Raw genomic sequence first — 23,717 nt, 5'->3', positions numbered from 1 at the left:
AGAGAACCAAGTCGACACGATCCCTAAAACAATGGCCGGTCGTAGATCCAGACCTGGTCACTCGAACTCGTCATCTGCACCTTCTGCAGAGGACGCCCGTACGCCTTGAGCACGATATCCGGTGAGCATCCGAATGCCGCATTCGTCACCACGAACATCCGCGGCGCGCTCAAATATGCCTCCGGGGTATTGACCAGGAACGGAAAATGCCCGATACCACCGGAAGAACAAAGGACGGGGCTGACGCGGACCCGCCGACCGGAGAAATATGAGGTGACCGACGCGTCCCAGTACTGACCGAGGCCGACGGAAAGACCACGTTTCTCAGCAATACTGATTATCTCGTGCGTCCTCACCTGCGGGTCCGGCAATCTCCCAGCAATCGAATCCGTGGTCAGTCGGATGTTCAGTACAAGTGGCAGTATCGCGCAGAGAACTCCAACCAGTACCGCCAGACGCGTTATTCTTAGTCGAGGCCCACTCGCGAGGAAGTCGCCGATGCCGATGACGGCGAGCAGGAGCAGGAAGACTGCTGCGATCACCGCGTAGCGGAAGTTCTCGTCGACGGCTGCGTTCCCAGTCGCGATATCCAGGGCGAGGTCGATGACGATCCCGAGAACGAGGAACGTACGCAACCCACTGCTGTCCGTCCTGATTCTGCTTGCGGCGAGCAGACCGAGCATCAGGCAGATGACAGCGCAGACGAACTGCGCCGCAGGTGGCAGGAGAGCCGCGCTGACGGGTCTGCCCCAGACGTCTCCATTGAAATTACGGATGATCGCACCGAATGCTCCACCAAGTCCAGGCATGATGCCCGCGGGAGTGATGAGTGTCGAGTTGAAGTTCTGAGAAATCATGAGTCCGAACGACTGAGCCGCCGAAAGCAGGCAGACGCCGCCCGCTGAACCGACGACGACCACGCAGAGAACCGTCAGTGCCGCTCGACCCGTGCATCCCGAGCGGAGCCAGGTGATCAGGACGAGGAGGAGCAGTGTCGGCACAAGAACGTCGAGCCAGAGGTTGTCGTCGAGGACTAGGAGCGCCAGCATCGCCGTGCACGCGACGAGTCGCAGTGATGATTGAAGGCGAGAGCGTGTCGAACGCTGTCGTAACGCGCCGATGATCAGATACCCGATTATCAATGCAAGGCCGATCTCCCCGTTCCGCGCGTTCGTCCCCATCAAGACGCTGTTCTGTGCCGGCCTGGCTGCGAAGAAGCACCACATCACCACCATCGCCCCGACCATCGCACGACGATCGTTGCCGGCGTACTCGAGGACGAGTCGGCGCGCGACGAAGAGGACACCGGCGACCAGCGGTACATTCAGAAGCAATATGCAAATCGTGATGGCGAGCGTGCCATTCGGGACGAGTGCTCCCACGACAAGGTAGACAGGTACCTTCAGCACCCACGTCGCAGACCCGGTCGACGGTCGGAACGGCTGTCCACTTTGAATCGCCTGCAGGATGTTCTGTAGGGCGACATCATCGCTCGAGAACGAGAATCGTGCTGCGTACCCGCACGTGGCGAATATGAAACTTATGGATACCAGTATCCATCCGGCCCACCAGATTCGAGTGGTGTCGAAATACGAGTCGGCCTTGTGCCACATCGCGTCCGCCGATGCGATGGCCGTCCGGCGCCGGCTCGATCGCGCAGCAGGGGTCACGACGGTCGCTTCTGGTGCTCCACCTTCTACCTCTGACTCGATGGTGGGTGGCGTCATGGGCGGAGCATACGAGGCGACCCGCCGAGAGGTACGACATCGATCGCGTGCCGCCTCGAAGGCGATCCCGGTAGTCCCGACTCCTTCGCGAACTCCCGCCTCGTTCACGATTCCGGCATGATCGAGTCATGCGCGGGATCATCCTCGCCGGCGGCTCCGGCACCCGGCTGCACCCCATCACGATGGGTATCTCCAAACAACTCGTACCGGTTTACGACAAGCCGATGATCTACTACCCGCTCACGACGCTCATGCTGGCGGGCATCCGCGAGGTGCTGGTTATCACGACTCCCCATGACGTGGACCAGTTCCGTCGCCTGCTCGGTGACGGCAGCCAGTTCGGGATCTCGATCGCCTTCGCCGTGCAGCAGGAGCCGAACGGTCTCGCGCAGGCGTTCGTCATCGGCGCGGACTTCATCGGTGACGAGCCGGTCGCGCTGGTGCTGGGCGACAACATCTTCTACGGCGACGGACTCGGCTCCCAGCTGCGGCGCTTCAACGACGTCGACGGCGGCGCGATCTTCGCCTACTGGGTCGCCGAGCCGCAGGCGTACGGCGTGGTCGAGTTCGACGACGACTGCAGGGCGATCTCGCTCGAGGAGAAGCCGCAGCGGCCGAAGAGCAACTTCGCGGTGCCCGGCCTCTACTTCTACGACAACGGCGTCAAGGAGATCGCGGCACACCTCACGCCCTCCGCCCGCGGGGAGTACGAGATCACCGACGTGAACAGGGCATACCTGCAAGCCGGCCGACTGCAGGTGCAGGTGATGCGGCGCGGCACTGCGTGGCTCGACACCGGAACCCACGACTCCCTGCACGAGGCAGGCGAGTACGTGCGCACGATCGAGCGCCGGCAGGGGCTGAAGATCGGCTCGCCCGAGGAGGTCGCCTGGCGGCAGGGGTTCCTGACCGACGACGAGCTGCGGGAGCGTGCCGAGAAGCTGACGAAGTCCGGCTACGGCCAGTACCTGCTCGAGGTGCTGGAGAGAGGACTGCACGCATGAGGCTGCTCGTCACCGGCGGTGCCGGGTTCATCGGCTCCAACTTCGTCCACCACGTGATCGAGCACACCGACCACACCGTCACGGTGCTGGACGCACTCACCTACGCGGGCAACCGCGCCTCGCTCGCCGGGCTGCCCGCCGATCGCGTCGAGCTCGTCGTCGGGAACATCTTGGATGCGGCGCTGGTGGACGACCTGATCGCCGAGCATGACGCGGTCGTGCATTACGCCGCGGAGTCGCACAACGACAACTCCCTGCACGATCCGCGCCCGTTCCTCGACACGAACATCGTCGGCACGTACACGTTGATCGAGGCGGCCCGCCGGCACGGCACCCGCTTCCATCACATCTCCACCGACGAGGTCTACGGCGACCTGGAGCTGGACGACCCCGCCCGGTTCACCGAGTCCACCCCCTACAACCCGTCGTCGCCCTACTCCTCCACCAAAGCCGGCAGCGATCTGCTCGTGCGCGCTTGGGTGCGCTCGTTCGGATTGCAGGCGACCATCTCCAACTGCTCCAACAACTACGGCCCGTACCAGCACGTGGAGAAGTTCATCCCGCGCCAGATCACGAACGTGCTGACCGGCGAGCGGCCCAAGCTCTACGGCGCCGGGCTGAACGTGCGGGACTGGATCCACGCCGACGATCACTCGTCGGCCGTGCTCACGATCCTGCAGAGCGGAGTCATCGGCGAGACCTATCTCATCGGCGCCGACGGCGAAAAGGACAACAAGAGCGTCGTGGAGCGCATCCTCACGCTGTGCGGACAGCCCTCGGACGCCTACGACCACGTGGTCGACCGGCCCGGCCACGACCTTCGCTACGCGATCGACTCGACCAAGCTGCGCACCGAGCTCGGCTGGCTCCCCCGCTACAGCGACTTCGACGGCGGCCTCGCCGCCACCATCGAGTGGTACCGGAACAACGAGGCCTGGTGGCGGCCGCAGAAGGCGGCCACCGAAGCGCGATACACGGCCCAGGGGCAATAGGCCCAGGAGCAATAGGCGCAGGGGCAATAGGACTCGAAATCAAGCCGCCCAGACCGGTGCGCGGACCGCCCTCGGTGATGAGGACGGTTCGTCGGTCTCAGACACGCGGGCATCGCATCCGCGGCGGTTCGACGTGTTCTGGCTAACGTGCCCAGCGTGGGCGGCGGCAGGGAACCAGCGTCCACTGGGGTGCGTGGGGTGAACGCGATCCGTGGCCGTGGGCGGTCGGTGATCCGCTCGGCTGCAGCGTTCGGGCTGGTCGGGCTGACCGGTATGGTCATCGACCTCGTCGTCTTCAACGTGCTGCGACTGGGGATACTCGGTCCCGGCTTCTCGCTGACGTCGAAACCCCTTACTGCAAGCGTGATCAGTGCCGGACTGGCAATCGTCTTCAACTGGCTCGGCGGCCGGTATTGGGCCTTCCGCGACAGCAGACGCACGGACGCCGTGATGGAGTTCGCGGAGTACGCGGTCGTCGCGCTGCTCGGGCTCGGCATCGCCCTCGCAACCCTGGCGTTCACGCACTACACACTCGGATTCACGTCCCTTCTCGCTGACAACATCTCGAAGAACGTCATCGGGCTGGGGCTCGGGACGATCGTGCGATTCGTATTACTTCGCTTCTGGGTATGGGGACGTGGTCGAGACGGTGGTAGTCGAAACCGCAGCAAGCCGGTCTCGTCACTGGCTCCGACGCTGGTCGCCCGTCTGGTCGACGAACAGCTCGAGCCGGCCACAGGAGAGGTCGTCGGCTGATGAACGACGCCACCAGATCCAATCCCGCATCAACCGTCATCATCATCCCGACCTATGACGAGGTCGAGAACATCGAGAACGCCGTAGCAGCCGTGCTCGGCAACCTGCCCGACGCGCACGTGCTGATCGTCGACGACGCAAGTCCGGACGGTACCGGTGTGATAGCCGATCGCTTGGCGAACCAGGACGAGCGAGTCCGGGTGCTTCACCGCGCGAGCAAGGATGGGCTGGGAGGCGCCTACATCGCAGGATTCAGATGGGCGCTGGAGCGGGATTACGCGCTCGTCGGGGAGTTCGACGCCGACGGCTCACACCCGGCGTCCTCCCTTCCCGTGATGCAGCGGTCAATCCTTGCGTCTGACGACATCGGCCTGGTCATCGGGTCTCGATGGGTGCGGGGCGGACGGGTATTGAACTGGCCGAAGTCACGGGAAGCACTGAGTCGCGGCGGAAATGCCTACGCCCGACTCATGCTCGGGCTCGGCGTCCACGATGTGACGGCCGGGTTCCGTCTGTATCGCGGAGCGCTACTGGGCCGAATCGATATGGACTCGGTCGCCTCCAAGGGCTACTGCTTTCAGGTCGATCTCACGGTACGCACCCTCGCCGCGGGTGGCCGGGTGGAGGAAGTACCGATCTCCTTCCAGGAACGTGTCCTCGGTGTCTCGAAGATGAGCCGGTCGATCGTGCTCGAGGCGATGTGGATGGTGACGATATGGGGCGTTGCGCGGGCGCTCGGAGCCCCTGGTCGTGCGCTCGCCGGCCGGGTCAGCAGGCCCGTCGCCTCACTGCAGTCGCAAGTCGACGTCGCCCCGCGAACCTCACCGGACTTCTCCTGATGAGTGCTCGCCGAAGTCGTTCAACGCCCAGGTCTTCGATGTCGACGCCGACTTCCCCATAGGATCGGTGGCCGATGGTCCCTCATGGAAAGCGCCTTCAGGCCCTAGAGACATCAATTCCCGGTCTTATCGTCTTCGAATTGCCGGTACCGGGCGATAACCGCGGGTGGTTCAAGGAGAATTGGCAGCGCGAGAAGATGCTTGCGCTCGGCCTGCCCGACTTCGGGCCGGTACAGAACAACGTCTCCTTCAACGACGCCGTCGGGACAACCCGTGGCATCCACGCTGAGCCGTGGGACAAGTGGGTGTCGGTCGCGACCGGGCGGATCTTCGGCGCGTGGGTCGACCTGCGTGAAGGCCCCACCTTCGGTGCCGTCTTCACCGCCGAGATCGACCCGTCTCGGGCGATCTTCGTGCCGCGCGGCGTGGGCAACTCCTACCAGACGCTCGAATCGGACACCGCCTACACGTACCTGGTCAACGACCACTGGTCCGCCGGCGCCTCGTACACGTTCCTGAACCTTGCGGACGAGACCGCGGCGATCGCCTGGCCGATCCCCCTCGATACGGTCGAGATCTCGGCGAAGGATCTCGCCCATCCGCGGCTTGGCGACGTCACGCCGATGGCGCCGCCGAAGACCCTGGTGCTCGGCGCGAACGGTCAGTTGGGCCGCGCGCTGCGTGATGCACTGCCACAGGCCGAGTTCCTGGGCCGCACCGAGTTCGACCTCACCGACCCGGCGGCCTGGACCAGCCGCCGCTGGCGCGACTACGGCACCGTGATTAATGCCGCCGCCTCTACCGCGGTCGACGCAGCCGAGACTCCGGAGGGCCGAGCGGCTGCCTGGGCGATCAACGTCACCGCGGTCGCGGATCTGGCCAGAGTCGCCACTGCGAACGGGCTGACGGTCGTGCACGTCTCCAGCGACTACGTCTTCGACGGCACGCTCGAGATCCACACCGAAGACGAGCCCTTCACACCGCTCGGCGTCTACGGCCAGACCAAGGCCGCCGGCGACGCCATCATTGCCACGGTGCCCCGCCACTACATCGTGCGCACCAGCTGGGTGATCGGCGACGGCACCAACTTCGTGCGCACCATGGCCTCGCTCGCCGAGCGCGGCGTGAACCCCTCCGTGGTCGACGACCAGATCGGTCGGCTCTCGTTCGCAACCGACATCGCAGCGGGAATCGCACACCTGCTCGGCGTCCAAGCGCCGTTCGGTACCTACAACCTCTCGAACTCGGGCGAGCCGCAGAGCTGGGCGGATATCGCGAAGCGTGTCTACGAGCTCACCGGCAACGATCCGGACCGGGTGACCGGCATCTCCACCGCGGACTACTTCGCGGGCAAGCAGGTCTCCCCGCGCCCGCCCAACTCGACGCTCGACCTGGCGAAGCTGGTATCAACCGGCTTCGCACCGCGAGACGCCGACACCGCCCTTCGCACGTACGTAGCGGGCACATCTTCGGCAGGCGACTCGTCGTGATTCGCAGGCGGACGTCGTCGCCCGATCGCGCGTTCGCCTGCGCACTGCGTGTCGGAAAGTAGACACCGCCTTCGCCGCATACGTTCGTCGAGCGGGCTTCGGCCCATCGTCACCCCAGGACGATCCGAGCCGACAGCTGCCCGTCGGCCCGTACGCGGCAGGCGCGCGCCCGCACCTTCGGAAGGACGCGAGTGGGACTCCTGCGGCTCTTCCTCGCACTGTCCGTCGTGACGGCGCACGCAGCGTCGCCGATCTTCGGGATCCCGGCCGCTCCAGCGTTCTTCTCGGTCAACGTCTTCTTCATCGTCTCGGGCTTCTACATGTCGATGGTGTTGAACAACAAATACCGAGACGTCGGTATCGGCACGTTCTACAAGAACCGCGTCGTACGGCTGCTGCCCGTGTACCTGATCGGCACGATCTTCGGGCTGATCGTCACCTTCGGCGCGGTCGCCACCTTCTTCGGCACGCTCAGTCGGTGGGGCCCGGTCTTCTTCATCGTGACGAACCTGGGGCTCGTCGGGCAGGATCTGTCCTACCTGCTGTGCGTACCGGCATCGCACGACGCGTGTGCGTACCCCGTCTCGATGACCATCAACCCGCCCGCCTGGTCGCTCAGCGTTGAGCTCGGCTTCTACGCGGTCGCGCCGTTCATCGTGAAGAGCCCGAGGCGCACCTACTTCTTCATCGCCGCCGGAATCGCGTACCTGATCGCGACGAACTTCATCCAGATCCCGACGGGGCCGATCCCGCGACTCGGGGTGAAGACGGCGTTCGACTTCAACTACTACTTCTACCCCGCGTCGTTCCTGTTCTTCGGGGTCGGCGCGATGGCGTATCAGCTGTCGAGCGGACTCGCGAAGTTCCGGTATCTGCCGGCCGCACTGCTCCTGGTCGGGGCCGCGTTCACCCAGACGACGATGTCGTTCTGGTTCCCGTTCATACTCGCCATCGCAGTGCCGGCGCTCTTCGCACTCACGAAGTCGAACAAGATCGACCGGACGATCGGGGAACTCTCGTATCCGGTCTACATCCTGCACTTCCCGGTCATCGACGCACTGCACGCCTACCTCCCGGCGAAGTCGTGGCTTCTGACACCGGCGGTGTTCGGGTCGTTCCTCGGCCTGATCCTGATCGCGGTCGCCCTGCTCGTGCATTACACGGTCGAGACCGCGGCCACGAGGTTCCGACACTCGCTCATCCACCACGAACCCCAGCCGCCCGGTCTGAGCCTGCGAGCGAAGCTCACGAGTCGAGCGTTCCTCGTCGCCTACTTCAGCATCCCGGTCGTCGTGCTGTCGTGGGTGTTCGTGCAGCAGGCCGTGCCGAGCGCATGAGTGACATGACACCGGAGGTGATGTCCGCCACCGGGAGAGCGTCGACCGCCGCGGTGTCGCGCCCCAATCGTCGTGCACCCGCGTTTGCAGTGCTGCGCCGAGTCAGGCCGGACAGGATCTCCGCCGTCTGGCAGGGCGCACTGCTCGCCCTCACGTTCGCGGTCGCCGCGTATTACACGCTGAAGACCAATCGCGATTTCTGGTATGACGAGGCGATGCTGGTGCTCGCCATCCGGCACGAGGGCTGGCTGCCGCCGTGGCAGCCGATGGCGATCTTCGAGCAGTCCACGCCGTACGGCGTCTACGTGATCCAGAAGCTGATGCTGAACGTCGTCGGGTTCAGCACGAACGTGCTTCGCATTCCGAGTCTGATCGTGGCCGCGATCGGCGGCTTCGCGACCTGGCGAACCGGTCGGCTGCTCTATGGCGGAACGGCCGCGTTCGTCGCGGCCCTCGTGGCGATCGGCAGCGTCTTCGTCGTGCAGGAGGCCGGCGACTTCAAGCAGTACGTCTTCGAATACACGAGCGCTGCGGTCGTCGCCTACTTCGGGGCAGGCGCCCTGAAGAGCGGCGTCCGGATCCGCTCCACCGTCACGCTGTTCGCCGTCGCGATCGTGCTGCTGCTGTTCAGCAACACCATCGTGCTCGTCACCGTCGCGGTGGCGGTCACCGTGATCGCCGCGTCGATCCTGCAGCCGGAACGACCCTCGCGGCTCCGCATCGCGGCCTTCGGCATCGCGGCCGTCGTCTACCTGGTGATCTTCGCGGCATGGTATCTGCTGGTGGCTCGGCCGGCATCGTCCTTCCAGCTCGCCTATCCCACGTACTCGCAGATCAACGGCCTGCAGGGATATGCCGGGATCGTGCAGAACGTGACGCAGCCGACCGTCGCCTACTTCGTGCAGATCACGACGTTCGCGGCGGTCGGCCTCGTGGTCGCCGCGTTCTGGCGCCGGCGTCTGCTGCCGGCGTTCGCATTCGCGGCGGTGGCGATCCTCGGCGGTGCCGCGGCGCTCGCGCTCGGTGCCGCACCGTTCTCCGCCGAGCGGCAGATCCTGTTCCTCGTGCCGCTGATCGGCATCGCGACCGGCGCCGCCGTGCGAGCAATTTGGAGTGTGCTCAGCACCGCCATACCGACCCCGCAACAGGGTCGTCGACTCGTCATCGGCGGGCTGGCGATCGTGGTGACGGCCGGCATGATCTGGACGATCAAGCCGAACGCCGTGATTCAACGCCAGCAGGTCGGGACCGCACTCGCCCAGTACTCGTCGAGCTGTCCCGCGTTCTGGATCGACTGGTGGGCGCAGCCCGCCGCAACGCTCTATGCGGAGCAACTCGGCATCTCGTCGCACCTGCACGGACTGGTCTCGACCGCCTCCGGCAAGGGGCAGGACGCGTGGGCCTACCGCGTGATCGATCACCCGGCCGCGTACCAGACCGCGATGGTGCGGTACGTGAAGCGGCATCCGTCCACGTGCGTGATGATCGGCACTCGACCGGACGAGGTGGGGCTGGTACTCACGCCGCTCGCCGACGCGCACCTGACCTGCACGCAGTTCGCCGCGCTGGCGGACACCCAGCTGTACCGATGCGTGAGGAAGGGGACGACGTGAACGAGTTCGCCGAACGCCGTCCGGTGGGCCGCCGCCTGCGAAGCCTTCGACCGAGCCGCCGCTTTGTAGGCTTCGCCCTCGGCTCCGGCGCCGGTCTGCTCATCGATCTAGGCGGGTTCGGCGTACTCGTCGCGCTGGGCGTCGCTCCCGGGATCGCGAACCTCTGCAGCTCGTTCGCATCGATCACGGTGGTCTATCTGCTGGTCACGCGATACTCGTTCGGCGTCGGCACAAAGCCGTCGACCTACGTGATCTTCGTCGCCTGGTATTCGCTGGCGATCATCGTCTTCTCGACCATCATCGAATGGGCGGTCGTGACGACCGGGCTCCCGCCGATCGTCTGCAAACTCGCGTCCGTGCCGTTCTCGTTCTCGTTGAACTACGCGTTCAGCCGGTTCCTCTTCAAGCGCGGACGGCCGAAAGCCGGGTGACCCCAGCGCGAGGCGGTCTGCCGGGCTTCACCCGGGCTCAGCGATCGAGTCGCCGGCGTTGAACGCATTCGTGCTGCTGAGCAGGCTCTGCGGCAACGCCGGGCCGGTGAGATAGACGAACAGCTTGTCGGCGGAGACGGCGCTGGTCACCGTGCGGTGCTCGCCGTCGGCAAGGGTCACCGTCTTGCCGGGAGCGAACGCGATCGCGTTCGGCCCGGTGTTCTTCACCTGGAAACCGGCGGCGTCGCCCCGGAAGAGTCCGTTCAGCCACGATGCGTCGGTCACGGCGAGCGGCCTCGTCGAGATGGTCCAGAAATCCCGATAGAGCGACAGGGCCCGGCTCGCGGCGGGTACCGGTACAGAGGTGATCGTGCATCCCGTGATCGTGGTGTGCTTCCCGGCGGGGACGTCACGCACGACCAGCTTCCTCGGCACCAGATTCCGGGAGTACACGGGGACGCGCTGCGCATGAGCGCCGGGGTCCAGAGCGACGAATCCATCGGCATCGACTGCAGAGTTGATGTCGTTCTGGATCATGGAGAACCCGCGCGAGCCCCGACCCGGCCCGGCGTACTCGACGGTCAACTCGCCGAGACCGGTGATCCCCGGGGCGACCCGAACCGACTGCCCGTCACTCGCAACGGTGCAGGTACCTGCCGTCGGCGCGACCGGCGAGGGCCCGACGTGCTTCCAGACGACGGTGTACGGCGAGTCGGCCTGCGGTGCGTAGTTGCGGAACAGGTCGCGGTAGAACCACCAGTTCGCGCTGATGTTCCAGGACACCCAGCCGTAGCTGAGCTCCTTCGCAGTCGTGACGACCTCGTCGGGGTTCGTCCCCATGTACGCCGCGAAGTTGTCCCGTTCCGCACCGAGTGCATGGATGACGGAGTCGACCTTCACGTGTTCGTTCGGCCCGCTCTCCGCGGTCCAGAGCCCGGCGTACTCCTCGATGAAACTGGTGCCTTTCGTAGGCAAGGCGGCGACGTGGTCGTCGAACACGCGATTCAGGTACCCGCCCAAAATGGGGTTGTAGCCGTAGTCCGAGGTATCGGCCACGACGCCCTGGCGATAGCCGGCATAGGAACCGATCTGCACCACCAGGGCGACGACCGGAACGACCGCGAACACCCACACGAGCGACCTCGGCGGTCGCCGTGGCGTGCCGGTACGACCAGGTCGTCGCCGATCGGACGCGGACAGCTTCGCGATCACCCAGCGCACGAACACGACGATGTACGCGATCGTCGCCACGGAGGCCCAGAGGCGGTACGGCAGGAAGTAGTCGTCCAGATGCCCGCCGATCAACGCCGTCAGGCCGCCGAGCATGGCCGCCCAGCCGAGATAGGCGGCCAGGATCGACGTCAGGCCGGGCCGACGGAAGAGGGCGAAGAACGTCGCGACCGGCAGTGCCGGCAGGAACGGGATGACCTTGTACGTCCTGAACGTGAAGAGCAGGTCGTGCAGCGAATAGACCCGGTCGGCGGCCTGCCATCCGCCGAAGTACCAGTTCTGATCACCGAGCACGTCACGGAAGTTGTAGGTCAGTTGCGCGGCGAAGAAGCCGCCGGTCGCGATCAGTCCCGAGACCACATACGCGACGCCGAGCGCCAGCGCCAGCACGCCGAACTCGCGCAGCCGCCAGCGACGCAACCGCAGACCGTAGTACGCCATGAAAGCCAAAAAGATGGCCACCGGGGCGAGTGCGAAGTCGTTCGACCACAGTGCCAGCACGATGCCCGCGACCACGCCGACGACCGCGATGGCCCGGTACCGCGGCAGGTACCGCAGGGCGAGCAACGCGGTTCCCGTCAGCACCATCGGCGAGGATGCGCGGACAGGACGAAGACTGTTCCCCGGAATCGCAGACGAGTACAGCGCGGTCAGCACCGTCTGGACCTGGTTCGGCAACCACAGCGGCGGCGTTGCGCTGAACACGATCAGCAGCAGCACGACGGAGCCGACGCCGAGCAGGGCGGTGAACGAACGCCGGCGCAGGATCAGCACGAAGACGAGGCCGGCGACCAGCTCGAGCACCGCGACGGTCACGAAGTGGGCGGAGAACGCCGAGGCCCCCAACGTGCCGCCCATGATCCAGAACAGCGGGAAGAGCAGGAACACCGGCCCGATGCCGAGATACGGGAAGAAGTCCCGCCCCGGCAGATTGCCGTGGCTCAGACGGATCAGACCGCTCGCCGTCTGGAACGCGCCGTCCAGGTGGTAGGTCGGCAGGACCACCGCCGTCTGCAGCGAGTAGATCGTGGTGATGGCGAGGTTCAGCACGAGGAGCACGATCAGCAGCGCTCGACGTCGCACGATCCGGGCAACGACCTGTCGCCGCGTACTCGCCGGAGCAGTCACGGGTGCAGCAGCAGTCGCTCGTTCAGGAGCGGTCACCGGTGCAGGAGCGGTCACGCCGCGTACCGCTCTCGTGCCAGCCGGATCGCCGCTCGGACCCGATCCGCGTTCAGGCCCTCATCCCGCGACCGCATCTCGATCGAAACGACGCCGTCGTAGCCGACCGAACGGAGTCCGGCGGCGGCGGCGGCGTGGTCGACCAGGGTGTCCTCCAGGTCGCCGAGCTGCGGTGCGCTGGCATGGAAGTGGCGCAGCACTCCCCCGAACGACTCGATGCTCACCGCCGGGTCGTCCCCGCTGAGCGTCATGCCCGCGGCGTCCAGGTGCAACCCGAAGCCGGGCGCATCCACCGCATGAACGAGCTGTGCGCCCTGCTCGGCGGTGGTCACGAAGTTGCAGTCGTAGCTTTCCGGGTTCGGCTCGATGCAGAAGACGGTGCCGGCCGCGCTCGCCCGGTGGCCGAGTGCGCGGAAGAAGTCCGTCGCGATGTCGAATGCCTCCGCGGACTGCATGGAGTCGGGAACGCGACGATTCCGGGGTGAACCGAAGACCAGCCGGCCGGCGCCCATCCATCCCGCAAGGTCGATGAATCGCTCGAGGTGCTGACGGGTTCGACCGCGCAGATCGCTCGAATCGAAGATCGTCAGGTCGCCGCGGCCGAACAGCATCGACTGGAAGGCCACGACTTCGAGTCCTTCATCGGCGAACGCCGCCGCTGCCCGATGCGCGTCGTCGCGAGTCACGAGAAGGGGATCGGGAAAGCTGCGGGTTGGCGCGATCTCGATCGCGTCGACGCCCTGCTCGCGCAGCACGTCGAACACCGCTTCGTCCTCGGCGGGGTGCCAGGCGATGTTGGAGACGGCGAGCCTCACGCGACGGCCCGCATGGTCGAGACGAACTGGCGCAGTTGCGCGAGCACGGAGTCGCGGCCGTAGAGGTACCCGTTGCCGCCTGCTTCGCCGTGCCGGGTGCGCATGTTGTAGTGCACGATCGGCAGCGCCGGCTGCTCGGGCAGCGGCTCGCGGCCGAACACCTCGCGGACGATGTCCGCGCTCGACACCGGCTCGGCGGCGAGGTTGAGCAGGTCGAGCCGCAGCGACTCCGCGCGCTCGATGTCGGCCCGAAGGTTCGCCAGGTTGTAGTACTGCAGCGTGCTGGCCGGCTGGATGCGATCGACCTGGTTGTCATGCAGCAGATCGAACACGACGTTCTTCTTCAGGCCGTGGCCGAACAGGCCCGGCAGGCGCAGCACGAGTACGACGTCGTGCAGCTCGCGAGCGGTCTGCTCCAGCCGGTAGCGATGCAATCCGTACGCGTGCAGTCCGTCCGTGTCGATCGGAGTGCTCTCGTCGACGCCGATCGGCACGCCGTACACGTCGACGGTCGACATGAGGATCAGCCGGTCGCACGAGAACGTGCCGAGCAGCCGCTCCAGTTCGGCGACGTGCGCGGAGTCGGCCGCGGGATCCTGGTTCGCGCGCCACTTCTCGGCCTTCGCCGCAGAGAACACGACGTCGCCGAAGGTGCCGCCCGCAAGATCGTCGGTGTTCTTGGAGTTCACGAGCAGGTTGAAATGGCGCTGCTGCGCCAGATTGCCGCCGACGAATCCGGAGTAGCCGACCAGGACGTCCTGCAGGTTGCGCTCCGTCATGCCGTCGGCCTGCGATAGGTGCGCCGGACCGCCCGGAAGAGCAGCTGGAGCACGTGCGCGTTGCCCCGGACCGGGCTGATCTTGGTGGGCGTCTTGCCCTTCGCCGGGTACGAGCGCGTGACGGGCGTCTCGGCGGTGCGGAAGCGCGGGTCGCGCGAGCTCTCGATGGCGAGGTGGTAGTGCAACTCGTAGGTCATGAAGACGTCCCGGAACGGCGCGATCGTCTCGTCGCCGAGCAGGCGGGCGCTGTACGCCCGGAACCCGTTGGTGGTGTCGGTGTGCCGCTCCCGGGCCGCCAGGCTGATCAGCGGCGCGTGCAGCAGGCGGACCGCCAGCCAGCGGGAGAGCGGCGTGTTCACGGCCCGGCCGCCGGGGATGAAGCGGGAGCCCTGCACGTGGTCGACACCGGAGTCGAGCAGGCGGGCGAACTCCGGGATCGGCGCGGGATCGTCCTTGCCGTTCCCGTCGATCGTGATCACGCCGTCGTAGCCCTGGTCGAGCGCATAGGAGAACGCCATCCGCATCTGCGCGCTCAGCTTGCCCGGCCCGCGCTTGGTCAGCAGCGCGCGCACGTTCCAGCCGCGCAGCGAGTCCAGATCCAGAGAGCCGTCGGTGCTGCCGCCGTCGGCGATGACCACGTCGAACGTCTCGGCGAGCTCGGCCATCGTCGCCAGCTGGGCACGGATCTTCTCGCCCTCGTTGATCACGAAGACGACGACGCAGTACTTGGAGCCCTTGGGCCGGAGCTCCACGGCATCGAACTGCGGCACCGCTCGGGCTGTGCCGGTGCCGGTGCCGGTGCCGGTGCCGGCGCCGGTCTCAGGCACGGGCGACGTTCCTGCGCTCGGTCTCGGCGATGACGGTGTCGCTCTCGAGTTCCTCGGTGATGAAGTAGCCGGCCTCGCGGCGGCTCTCGCTCAGGATCCTGCCGACGTACTCGGCCTGCACGGCGAGGATCAGGCCGATGATGAAGAACATCACCGAGAGTTGCAGCGAGGTCGTCGGCCAGCCCTCCGCGACATGGGCTACGACGAACGTGACGATGATCACGTAGACCGCGTACAGCAGGTTGAACAGCGCGGCGACGAGGCCGATCACGGTGACGACCCGCAGCGGATGCGTCGAGTAGCTGCTCACCATCTCGATCGCGTCCAGGCCCTTGGGCCGGCTGGACACGCGCCGTGCCTTCAGGTCGAGCAGCGAGTACTCGTAGGTGTCCACCCGGAAGCCGATGTAGCGGATCAGGTGATGCAGGTATCGGTGCGTGCGCCCCGCTGCGCCGAGCGAGTTGGCCGCCGCGCGGGTCAGGCCGGTCAGGTAGGTCGACCGTGCCGGGATGTCGACGTCGAGGAACCGCCGGTTGTACCAGTAGAACGCGCCGCGCCCGAGCTGGGTGAGAGGACCTCCTCCGAGGGGGCTGTCGCTCAATCCCTCGACCACGTCGCTTCCCGAGCGCAGCTTCTCCACGACGCCGAGGACCGCTTCGTCCGAGTCGTAGGCCATCGAGGTCACGACGATGTAGTCGCCGATCGCCGCATCGAGCCCCGCGAACACCGCGGTGTCGACGGCCGACCGTCGCGACAGTCGCAGAATACGAAGGCAGGGCTCCGTGGGGAGCAGTTGCCGCAGCTGGATCAGCGTGTCGGGCGACAACTGGTTGTCGATGATCACGATCTCGTAATTGCGATATCGACCCGCGACCGCCGAACCGAGGGAGCGGATCCGCTCGGCCGCCAGCGGGATGTCGTCGTCGATGATCACCACGACCGACACGAAGACGTCGGCTCTCGGCTCGGACAGTTCAGCGAGCTCCATACAACTGCTCCAACTCGTTCAACACGTCATAGATGTTGTCCAGCTTGCCGCCCATGATGCAGGTGTACCCATGCAGCCCATGATCGGGGCGGAAGAGGATCGGGCGACTGTCGTCCTGCGCCGACCGCGCAAGAACGGTCTTCGCTTCGAAGAGCGAATCCCGATACGAGATCGCCGAGGCACCCGGCATGTATCGCATGACGTCGGCGTAGATCGGGGCGAAATTCGTCTCTCGGCTGACCTGGTTCATCGCGGCGTAGGGATTCCGCGATGTCGCGCCGGCACCTTCTCGCCACCGGTGGTGCGGCGTATACCGCACATGCGAGAGCGAATGCAGCTTGCGGGACGGGAACGGCATGATCGAGAAGAAGGGACCGTCCATCACCGTGACCGCTGCATGCTCCAGCTCGGGCGGCATCGAGACCAGGACGAGTTCGGTGAGCTCGTGCTGCAGGTCGACCAACGGCAGCCCCGCCGCCTCGTGCAGTGCGTTCAGCCCCGAATACACCGCGCTGATGACCCGTGGTGCGCGGACGGCGTAGTCGCCTGAACCGACCTCGAGACCATCGTCGACCGCGACGATCCGATCGACCTTCGACTGCGTCCGCAGCTCGATTCCGCCCTTCGCGGCGATACGGTCGAGCAGCATCTGCCGCAGGATGCGCGAGTCGAACGACGGCTCCTTGACCAGGAACAGCTTCTCGATGCGCCGCTCGTCGAACAGTCTGGTCATACTCGCGGGCGCGTCGGCGATGTACGACCCGATGCGCCGGCAGAAGAGTTCGAATTGCCGCGCGTTGGTCTTGCTCAGTGTCCGGGCGATCCCGTAGTAATGAGTGAAGTCCTCGACGATCGCATCACGGTATTCGCTCGCGAAGCTCGGGAAGTTGACCTGCGACCGATAGGCGGTGAGAATGCTCCGCGGATAGTGGTATCCGTTGTGCACCCTCGCCTGATTGACGTACGAAGCACGATTCATGAAGTCGGGGGACGACTCGAGGACCGTGACCTGGGCGAACCCCAGGCGCTCCCGCAGGAACAGCGCGATGCGCAAGCCGTAGAACCCCCCGCCGATGACGACGGCGTCAGCGGCATCGGTCACGCTTGCACCCCCTGGACAATCGAGGCCGAGTGGGCAGCGGACTTGGGCAGATGGGCAGTCTTGTCACCGGTTCGGGGGACACGATAAGTCGGCTCTCCGTCCACAGACGGCCGACACGCGCGGGAAGAGCCGCACGCTCGTCGCGGCTCCAGACTGATCGGCAATGGCAACGGACCAGGAAGCACGACGAGTCGAACATCCGCAACGCGGCCGGCGTTCAGCGGTGAGCGCGACAGCGGTGACCGACCGATCCGAGGGCAGCGGCCGGGCCGAGCAGCGGGCTCGCCTCCTACGCCTGGGCGGGGTGGTGCTGGTCGTCCTGGTCGTCGGCGTGACCGCGGTGTGGGTGCGCCGGCAGCAGGTGCTGCTGAGCGGCGGGTTCAGCGCGATCGGCGGGTACGACGACGGTGTCTACTTCAGCGCCGCCCAGTCGCTCGTGCACGGGCGGCTGCCGTACCGCGACTTTCTGTTCCTGCAGCCGCCCGGCATTCTTATCGTGCTCGCGCCGTTCGCGGCCCTCGCCGAGCACATCGGGGACGGGCAGGCGTTCACGGTGGCGCGGCACGCGTTCGTCGGGCTCGGCGGCGTGAACGCGGCGCTGATCGTGCTGATCCTGAAGCGGCTCGGGCTGCCCGCCGCGCTGACCGGAGGCATGTTCTACGCCGTGTTCGCGCCGGCCGCGTACGCCGAGCGCAGCACGCTGCTGGAGCCGCTCGGCACGCTCGGCGTGCTGCTGGCGCTGCTGATCCTGGCGCAGGACGGGCTCGCGACGCGGGCAGTCGGGCGGCTGCGGACCGCTTGGCCGGTACTCGCCGGGCTCGCGCTGGCCGGGGCGATCGGTGCGAAGGGCTGGTACCTGCTGCCGGCGGCGATCATCGTGCTGTTCCAGCTGCGGCGGGCGCTGCCGATCCTCGCCGGCATGCTGCTGGGCGGGATCGCCCTGTTCGGGCCGTTCCTGGTCGCCGGCGGCGGGGCGATGGTGCGGCAGGTGGTGATCGACCAGCTGGGCCGGCCACGCATTCCGACCGATACGGTGCAGAAGCGCCTGACCGGCCTGCTGGGCGTGCACACCCTGCCGGGGACGATTCCGCCGCAGGCCGCGTTCTGGACGATCGACACGCAGATCCTGGTGTTCGGGCTCGTTGCACTGGCGCTCGCGGCCCTGGCGCTGACCGTCCGTGGCGCGCGCGTGTGGGTGGTGCTGCTCGGCGTGGCGATCGCGGTCGTCGTACTGGTGACGCCCACCTTCTACCTGCACTACTCCGCGCTCACCAGCCCGCCGCTCGCGCTCGTGGTCGGGGCGGGGGTGCACCGCGTCGTCGCGCCACTGCGTCGGCAGGGGCGGCGCTGGCCACTAACCCGCGGGCCAGGGAGGCGCTGGCGTGCAGTGGGCTGGCAGGGAGTCCGCGGCGCCATCGCGGTCGCGCTCGCGCTCGGCGCCCTGCTCGTGCTGCACCAGCCGACCTATGCGGTCGGCTCCAGCCGCGCGATACCGGTCGCGCGACTCCGCGCCGCCGCCGCGCAGGTGCCCGGCTGCGTCCTGAGCGACGACCCGTCGATGCTGATCGAGATGAACGTGGTCTCGCGCGACCTGGCGCTCGGCTGCACGTTCCGGCCGGACGTGACCGGGTACACCTACGACGCCGACGCGGTACCCGGCCCGCCCGTCCGGCAGACGAACGAGCGCTGGCAGCGCGACCTGGCCGCGTACCTGACCAGCGGGGACGCCTTCATCCTGGTGCGGGGTGCGACCGGCATCAGTGACGCCACCCATGCGCAGCTCGTGCGCGGACCCGTGCTGGCCCGCGTCGACCAGTACTTCCTGCACGGCGTGCCGCCTGCAGGGGTGTCACGGTGAGCGGATCCTGCCGGCCCTGCCCGAAGGGCAGTCTGCCTCACCGATGTGCCCCGAAGAGGACCGCGTGCCGGATCGCCGTTCGAGCGGGGTGGGTCCGCGCGCATGGGACACTCGTCGCCGACCGCGGGCTGACGGGGTCGGCGAGGAGAGCGAGCGATGTCCGGCACCGATGACGGCGCCCCGCGCACCCTCGTCTGCATCCCCACCTACAACGAGGCCGAGAGCGTGCGCACGGTCGTCTCCCGCGTGCGCAGCGCCCGGCCCGAGGTCGATGTGCTGGTCGTCGATGACGACAGCCCGGACGGCACGGGCGCGATCGCGGATGGGCTCGCCGCCGCCGACGCCCAGGTGCTGGTGCTGCACCGCACCGAGAAGGCGGGCCTGGGGGTCGCCTACCTGGCGGCCTTCGCATGGGGGCTGCAGCACGGCTACGACGTGATCGTGGAGATGGACGCCGACGGCTCGCATCGGGCGCAGGACTTGGAGCCCCTGCTGGACGCGGTCGCCGGCGGCGCGGATCTGGCCCTCGGCTCCCGGTGGATGCGGGGCGGCCGCGTCGAGAACTGGTCCAGGCACCGCCGGTGGCTCTCGCGGGGCGGCAACATCTATGCCCGCCTGATGCTGCGGGTGCCGGTGACGGATGCGACCGGTGGGTTCCGCGCCTTCCGGGCCGCTGCGCTGACCGAGCTGGACCTGCGCGACGTCGCCAGCCACGGCTACTGCTTTCAGGTCGACTTGGTCCGACGCGCACACGACCACGGGCTGTCGATCGTGGAGGTACCGATCGTGTTCGTGGAGCGCGAGTTCGGCATCAGCAAGATGAGCGGCGGCATCGTCACCGAGGCGCTGTGGCGCGTCACGGTCTGGGGCATCCAGCGCCGGCTGCGTCACCTGGTCCACCGGGTCGCCCGCCGCCCCGCTCCCACCGGCTGACGCCTGGGTGACGACCGGCCGATGCGGGTCAGTCGTTCTCGACCACGAAGTCCCAGCTCGACAGCACGTTCTTCGTGCCGCCCGACCATCGCATGACGCCCTCGCCGGTGGGCATCGCGGTGCGCAGCTCGAACGACACCGACCGGCCCGGCTGCAGGATGGCCGGGATCGCCGGCTGACTCGGCACCGCGGCGACCGGGTAGATCGTGCCCAGGTGGTCGAGCGTGTTGAAGTCCGCGACGCGGATGCGCACCGGAGCCGTGGCGTGGCTCATCGTCACGGTCCACGTGCAGGTGGTGTCTTCGGGCTGCACGGGCAGACCCTCGCCCGGCACCTCGGGGCCGACCACGGTCATCCGCACCGAGCCGGAGGCGAGGTGCACCTCGACGTCGTCGCCCTCGGAGGTCACCGCCGGGTGGCGGATGTCCGCGACGAGCAGGCTGTTCGGCTGACCGGTATCGGCCGGCAGAAAGCTCGGCAGCGCCCCGTACGCATCAGGATCAGGAGTGCTCGACGCGGCCGGCGTGCGGGCAGTCTGCGGCTGCACGGCCGGCGCGGCCGTGCAGCCGCTCAGCAGGACGGCGCTCACGAGGCCAGCGGTCAGCAGTCCGCCCGCCGCGACGACGCCGAAGCGGCGCCGGGTGCTGGACCCGGCGCCGCTCGACCCGCTCACGAATGCTTCTTCTTCTTGGCGTTGTTGAAGACGTCCGGGCCGAAGGGCGCGAGTCCGGATGTCGCGGCGAAGCCGATGTGGCCCTTCTTGTCCAGGCCGCCCGAAACGGTGCCCGCGGGCAGCTTCGTGTGGTCGTGACCCGTGCTGACCTGGAAGATGTCCTCCATCGTCCGCAGCCAGCTGTAGTGGTCGTAGAACCGCGTGGTCGAGGTGCCGGGCTTGATCAGCGGGCTGATCAGCACGCTGCCGGTGTCGCCGCCGCCGGGTGTCGGATCCTTCGCGTCGAACAGCGGGTCCGGCGTCTGCCCGGGAGCCAGGTGACCGAGGGGGCCCTCGGCGCTCAGCGTCAGCCCGGTGACCGCGCCGCTCGGCTGCACCGGGTCGCCGGCCTGGTTCACCAGCTGGAACGATCCCTTCACCACCGTGCCGGTGCTCGTCGTCGGGAACAGCGGGCCGGTGTTGCTGACCGTGCCGACGAACGTGTCCGCCGGGATCGGGCTGGTCCCACCGGGACCGGTGGCGTCCTTCGTGTCGGTCACCTGGCGTCCGGTGTCGAGCGAGTTGATCGCGTCGTCGGCGATGAACGCCGAGCCGGGCGCGCCCTTCACCGTGTCCGTGCGCGCACCGGGCGTGGTCCCCGATCCGCCGCGCACGATGTTCGGTACGCAGCCGGCGGGGACGGGTGTGGGCGTCGTCGTCGTGCAGGCGGCGGGCCGGTCGATGAACGAGTTGTTGCCGGGGCCCGGGTACAGCTGGTTGCCCTTCGAATCCGTGCCGAGGGTCGAGTTCACGCCGGTGGGCTCGGAGTGCACGTTGCGCCCGTGGATGTTCTCACCGGCCGCATCGGCCTTGATCCCCGCCTTGGCGCCCGGCTTGTCCTTGCGCGTCGGGCCGTAGTCGTTCGCGTTGTTGAAGCTGTTGCCGGTGTAGGTGAAGGGCGGGTTGGCCTCGTCGAAGGTGATGTCGATCAGGCCGCCGTCCTTGAACGCCGCCGACCGCTCGATCATCGGCACGTAGTACTGCAGGAACAGGTCGGATGCGTACAGCCCGCCGGTCTGGTTCTTCGGCGTGGTCGCCGCCGGGTTCGGGTAGGGCTTCTGGTAGATCGGGGCACCCTTGGCGGTGAACGCGCCGGAGAGGTTGTTCCCCTTGCAGATGGCATCGTGGGCGTCGCTGCAGTTGTTCGGCGTGATCCAGCTGAACGCGGGAGTCGTCGACTTCTTCTGCAGGTCGTGGAACAGGCCGCCGGAGGCGTTGTCGAGGTTCGCGATGTGGTTCTCGTCGCAGTCCGAGCCGCCGCCCACCGGCTTCGTCAGCGGGGGCTTCAGGATGCCGGAGGTGGTCCTCGTGCCGGTCAGGCTGTGGAACCACGGGAACGGAAAGTGCTTCGCCACGTACTGGTCGTTCGCCTGGGCGCCGGTGAAGCTCGTGACCCCCGGCGGCAGCGGGCTCGCACTGGTCGCGCTCATCACAGTCGGATTGATGGTCGGATCGTTGGCCGAGGTGCCGGGGCCGCCGCAGACGGCGTCCTCACGTCCGGGCTGGTTGCCCAGATCCTGCGCGTAGCCCTTCCAGGTCTTGTGCGCCGCGTCCAACTGGTTGAACAGGGTGGGCGCATCCGAGGGGTATGTGCAGCCGTTGGCACCATTCGGCGCGTTCGCTCCGCTCGGCTGCGCGGCGTTGGCCAGCGAGGCGACCTGGCCCTTGTTCTTGCCGCTCTTGACGATCGTCTTGTTGCTGCCGAAGTCGAAGTTCTTCACGCTGCAGTCCGCCTGCGTGTCCTCCTCCGGCGCCTGCCCCGAGACCATCGACAGGTAGTTGTCCTGGCTGGAGTGGCCGGTGCCGTAGTAGTTCTTCAGCAGCACCCCCTGCTTCGGCAGGGTCTTCCACAGGTAGCTGTTCTGGTTGAGCCCGGTGAAGGTCGCGTCATACGACTTGTTCTCCAGGATGATCAGCCACACGTGCTTGATCTGACCGGCCTTCAGGCCGGTGCTCGAGATCGAAACGCCCTTGTGGGCGGGGACCGCGGCCGCCGTGGACGCGGATGCACCGATGGCGCCGACACCGAGGACGGAGGCACCGATGAGTCCGGTCGCGGCGACGGCGGTGACGATCACACGCACTCGCCGACGGATGGAGCGGGAAGAACGAAGGGGAGAGAGACGGCGAGAGAGACGGGGAATCTGCACACCCCGGTTCTAACGGGCTCGACCGGTGCGGGATCACCGATCCGGTGAACCGCGGGTGAACGGACGCCGAACGGCGGAGTCATGCCCGGCGGTTCCCGCAGATCCGGTCCCCCACGACACGGCCGCGCGCCTCCGGGACCGCCCTCACCCTCAGGTCTAACTTGAGGGTTATGGCGATGACCCTGCGGCTGACCGCCGACGAGGACGAGACCCTGGCCCGGCTCGCGAAGTCCTTCCGCACCTCGAAGAACAGCGCAGCGGCGACCGCGATCGAGATCGCGGCGCCCAAGCAGAACCACGAGGAGTTCGTCGCCGCGTCGACCACGGCGCTGCTGCGCCGCTACGCCGCGCTGATGACCAGGCTCGCCGACGCCTGAATCGGGACAGCTCGAATCAGCACCGCCTCGGCTCGCCGAGGCCTGATTCGGCTCCGAAATCCGGTCGCGCCGTAGAGTGTGGCTCCATCGGGCGCCCGAGCCGTCGAGCACGAGCCCAGATCCGACGAGCCCAGACCCGACAGGCGTGAGATGTCCACGGAATCGCTGTCCTCGCGATCCGCCCAGCAGACCGAGTATCTGAGCATCGACGACGTCGTGCAGATCGTCGAGATGTTCAGCGAGTCGCCGCTGCGCGAGGCGGTGCGCGATCTGGGCCTGCTGATCTCGGCCGTGGAACGGCCCGCGCTGCGCTACCGCGGGCAGGACATCTACACGCCGCTGGCCATGAAGGCGGCGGCCCTGATGGAATCGCTCGCCCGCAACAACGCGCTGTTCGACGGCAACAAGCGCCTTTCCTGGCTGGCCACGAACGTGTTCCTGGAACTGAACGACGCCGCGGTGCACTTCAGCGACAACGAGATCTTCTCCCTGCTTCGCGAGGTGCAGCAGGGCTACCTGGCCACCAACGAACTGGCGCACCGCCTGCACCTGCGGCTCGGCCCGAAGAGCTGAGT

The 23,717-nt window shown here is 67.1% G+C and carries 21 protein-coding genes; 12 read left to right on the top strand and 9 right to left on the bottom strand.

Annotated features, from left to right (window positions below):
- Positions 1–23 precede the first annotated feature (23 nt).
- Positions 24–1,727 carry a hypothetical protein gene (locus ACFE7H_RS03355; RefSeq protein ID WP_375399797.1) on the bottom strand — a complete coding sequence of 568 codons (1,704 nt, stop codon included), beginning with the start codon at positions 1,725–1,727 and terminating at the stop codon, positions 24–26.
- Positions 1,728–1,855: 128 nt separating this feature from the next.
- On the opposite strand from ACFE7H_RS03355, the gene rfbA reads away from it, so the two are divergent.
- The 8 genes from rfbA (at position 1,856) to ACFE7H_RS03315 (ending at position 10,189) form a co-directional block, all read left to right on the top strand.
- Complete coding sequence (gene rfbA, locus ACFE7H_RS03350) at positions 1,856–2,731, top strand: glucose-1-phosphate thymidylyltransferase RfbA (protein ID WP_375399796.1); 876 nt, start codon at positions 1,856–1,858, stop codon at positions 2,729–2,731.
- The gene (gene rfbB, locus ACFE7H_RS03345) at positions 2,728–3,723 is read left to right on the top strand and encodes a dTDP-glucose 4,6-dehydratase (RefSeq protein ID WP_375399795.1); all 996 of its coding nucleotides are present in this window, start codon (positions 2,728–2,730) and stop codon (positions 3,721–3,723) included. The genes rfbA and rfbB overlap by 4 nt, the downstream gene beginning before the upstream one ends.
- 198 nt (positions 3,724–3,921) lie before the next feature.
- Positions 3,922–4,479: a GtrA family protein gene (locus ACFE7H_RS03340; protein ID WP_375399794.1), complete on the top strand. Its 558-nt coding sequence runs from the start codon at positions 3,922–3,924 to the stop codon at positions 4,477–4,479.
- Positions 4,479–5,318: a polyprenol monophosphomannose synthase gene (locus ACFE7H_RS03335; protein ID WP_375399793.1), complete on the top strand. Its 840-nt coding sequence runs from the start codon at positions 4,479–4,481 to the stop codon at positions 5,316–5,318. The genes ACFE7H_RS03340 and ACFE7H_RS03335 overlap by 1 nt, the downstream gene beginning before the upstream one ends.
- Before the next feature lie 74 nt (positions 5,319–5,392).
- On the top strand, positions 5,393–6,808 hold the full coding sequence (locus ACFE7H_RS03330) for a sugar nucleotide-binding protein (RefSeq protein ID WP_375399792.1): 1,416 nt from the start codon (positions 5,393–5,395) through the stop codon (positions 6,806–6,808).
- A 191-nt stretch (positions 6,809–6,999) separates the two neighbouring features.
- Entirely contained in the window at positions 7,000–8,145 is a 1,146-nt protein-coding gene (locus tag ACFE7H_RS03325; protein WP_375399791.1) for an acyltransferase family protein, read from the top strand.
- Positions 8,142–9,758 (top strand): ArnT family glycosyltransferase, encoded by a 1,617-nt coding sequence (locus ACFE7H_RS03320; protein ID WP_375399790.1) that lies wholly within the window; start codon positions 8,142–8,144, stop codon positions 9,756–9,758. The genes ACFE7H_RS03325 and ACFE7H_RS03320 overlap by 4 nt, the downstream gene beginning before the upstream one ends.
- The gene (locus ACFE7H_RS03315; RefSeq protein ID WP_375399789.1) at positions 9,755–10,189 is read left to right on the top strand and encodes a GtrA family protein; all 435 of its coding nucleotides are present in this window, start codon (positions 9,755–9,757) and stop codon (positions 10,187–10,189) included. Before ACFE7H_RS03320 ends, ACFE7H_RS03315 begins: the two co-directional genes overlap by 4 nt.
- 27 nt (positions 10,190–10,216) lie before the next feature.
- On the opposite strand, the gene ACFE7H_RS03310 is transcribed toward ACFE7H_RS03315, so the two are convergent.
- Genes ACFE7H_RS03310 through ACFE7H_RS03285 form a run of 6 tightly spaced genes read right to left on the bottom strand, consistent with a single transcriptional unit; the run spans position 10,217 to position 17,112 of the window.
- Positions 10,217–12,547: a hypothetical protein gene (locus ACFE7H_RS03310; RefSeq protein WP_375399788.1), complete on the bottom strand. Its 2,331-nt coding sequence runs from the start codon at positions 12,545–12,547 to the stop codon at positions 10,217–10,219.
- A gap of 50 nt (positions 12,548–12,597) precedes the next feature.
- Positions 12,598–13,416 (bottom strand): sugar phosphate isomerase/epimerase family protein, encoded by an 819-nt coding sequence (locus ACFE7H_RS03305; RefSeq protein ID WP_375399787.1) that lies wholly within the window; start codon positions 13,414–13,416, stop codon positions 12,598–12,600.
- Positions 13,413–14,195: a hypothetical protein gene (locus ACFE7H_RS03300; protein ID WP_375399786.1), complete on the bottom strand. Its 783-nt coding sequence runs from the start codon at positions 14,193–14,195 to the stop codon at positions 13,413–13,415. Before ACFE7H_RS03300 ends, ACFE7H_RS03305 begins: the two co-directional genes overlap by 4 nt.
- Positions 14,192–15,022 carry a glycosyltransferase family 2 protein gene (locus ACFE7H_RS03295; RefSeq protein WP_375399785.1) on the bottom strand — a complete coding sequence of 277 codons (831 nt, stop codon included), beginning with the start codon at positions 15,020–15,022 and terminating at the stop codon, positions 14,192–14,194. Before ACFE7H_RS03295 ends, ACFE7H_RS03300 begins: the two co-directional genes overlap by 4 nt.
- Positions 15,015–16,010 carry a glycosyltransferase gene (locus tag ACFE7H_RS03290; protein WP_375399784.1) on the bottom strand — a complete coding sequence of 332 codons (996 nt, stop codon included), beginning with the start codon at positions 16,008–16,010 and terminating at the stop codon, positions 15,015–15,017. Before ACFE7H_RS03290 ends, ACFE7H_RS03295 begins: the two co-directional genes overlap by 8 nt.
- Positions 15,997–17,112, bottom strand: coding sequence for an FAD-dependent oxidoreductase (locus ACFE7H_RS03285; protein WP_375399783.1), 1,116 nt, complete (start codon positions 17,110–17,112; stop codon positions 15,997–15,999). Before ACFE7H_RS03285 ends, ACFE7H_RS03290 begins: the two co-directional genes overlap by 14 nt.
- 238 nt (positions 17,113–17,350) lie before the next feature.
- Between ACFE7H_RS03285 and ACFE7H_RS03280 the strand changes: the two genes are divergently transcribed.
- Entirely contained in the window at positions 17,351–18,970 is a 1,620-nt protein-coding gene (locus ACFE7H_RS03280; RefSeq protein WP_375399782.1) for a hypothetical protein, read from the top strand.
- A gap of 156 nt (positions 18,971–19,126) precedes the next feature.
- Positions 19,127–19,903 (top strand): polyprenol monophosphomannose synthase, encoded by a 777-nt coding sequence (locus ACFE7H_RS03275; RefSeq protein WP_375399781.1) that lies wholly within the window; start codon positions 19,127–19,129, stop codon positions 19,901–19,903.
- Between the two features lie 28 nt (positions 19,904–19,931).
- On the opposite strand, the gene ACFE7H_RS03270 is transcribed toward ACFE7H_RS03275, so the two are convergent.
- On the bottom strand, positions 19,932–20,576 hold the full coding sequence (locus ACFE7H_RS03270; RefSeq protein WP_375399780.1) for a hypothetical protein: 645 nt from the start codon (positions 20,574–20,576) through the stop codon (positions 19,932–19,934).
- The gene (locus ACFE7H_RS03265) at positions 20,573–22,693 is read right to left on the bottom strand and encodes an alkaline phosphatase family protein (RefSeq protein WP_375399779.1); all 2,121 of its coding nucleotides are present in this window, start codon (positions 22,691–22,693) and stop codon (positions 20,573–20,575) included. Before ACFE7H_RS03265 ends, ACFE7H_RS03270 begins: the two co-directional genes overlap by 4 nt.
- A 248-nt stretch (positions 22,694–22,941) precedes the next feature.
- Here ACFE7H_RS03265 and ACFE7H_RS03260 point away from each other — a divergent pair, with 248 nt between their 5' ends.
- Positions 22,942–23,142 carry a hypothetical protein gene (locus tag ACFE7H_RS03260; protein ID WP_375399778.1) on the top strand — a complete coding sequence of 67 codons (201 nt, stop codon included), beginning with the start codon at positions 22,942–22,944 and terminating at the stop codon, positions 23,140–23,142.
- A 150-nt stretch (positions 23,143–23,292) separates the two neighbouring features.
- Positions 23,293–23,715: a type II toxin-antitoxin system death-on-curing family toxin gene (locus ACFE7H_RS03255; protein WP_375399777.1), complete on the top strand. Its 423-nt coding sequence runs from the start codon at positions 23,293–23,295 to the stop codon at positions 23,713–23,715.
- Positions 23,716–23,717: the final 2 nt, after the last annotated feature.

Source organism: uncultured Amnibacterium sp. (genome assembly GCF_964250715.1).
Taxonomy (GTDB): Bacteria; Actinomycetota; Actinomycetes; order Actinomycetales; family Microbacteriaceae; genus Amnibacterium.
This window is presented reverse-complemented; position numbering and strand designations above follow the sequence as displayed.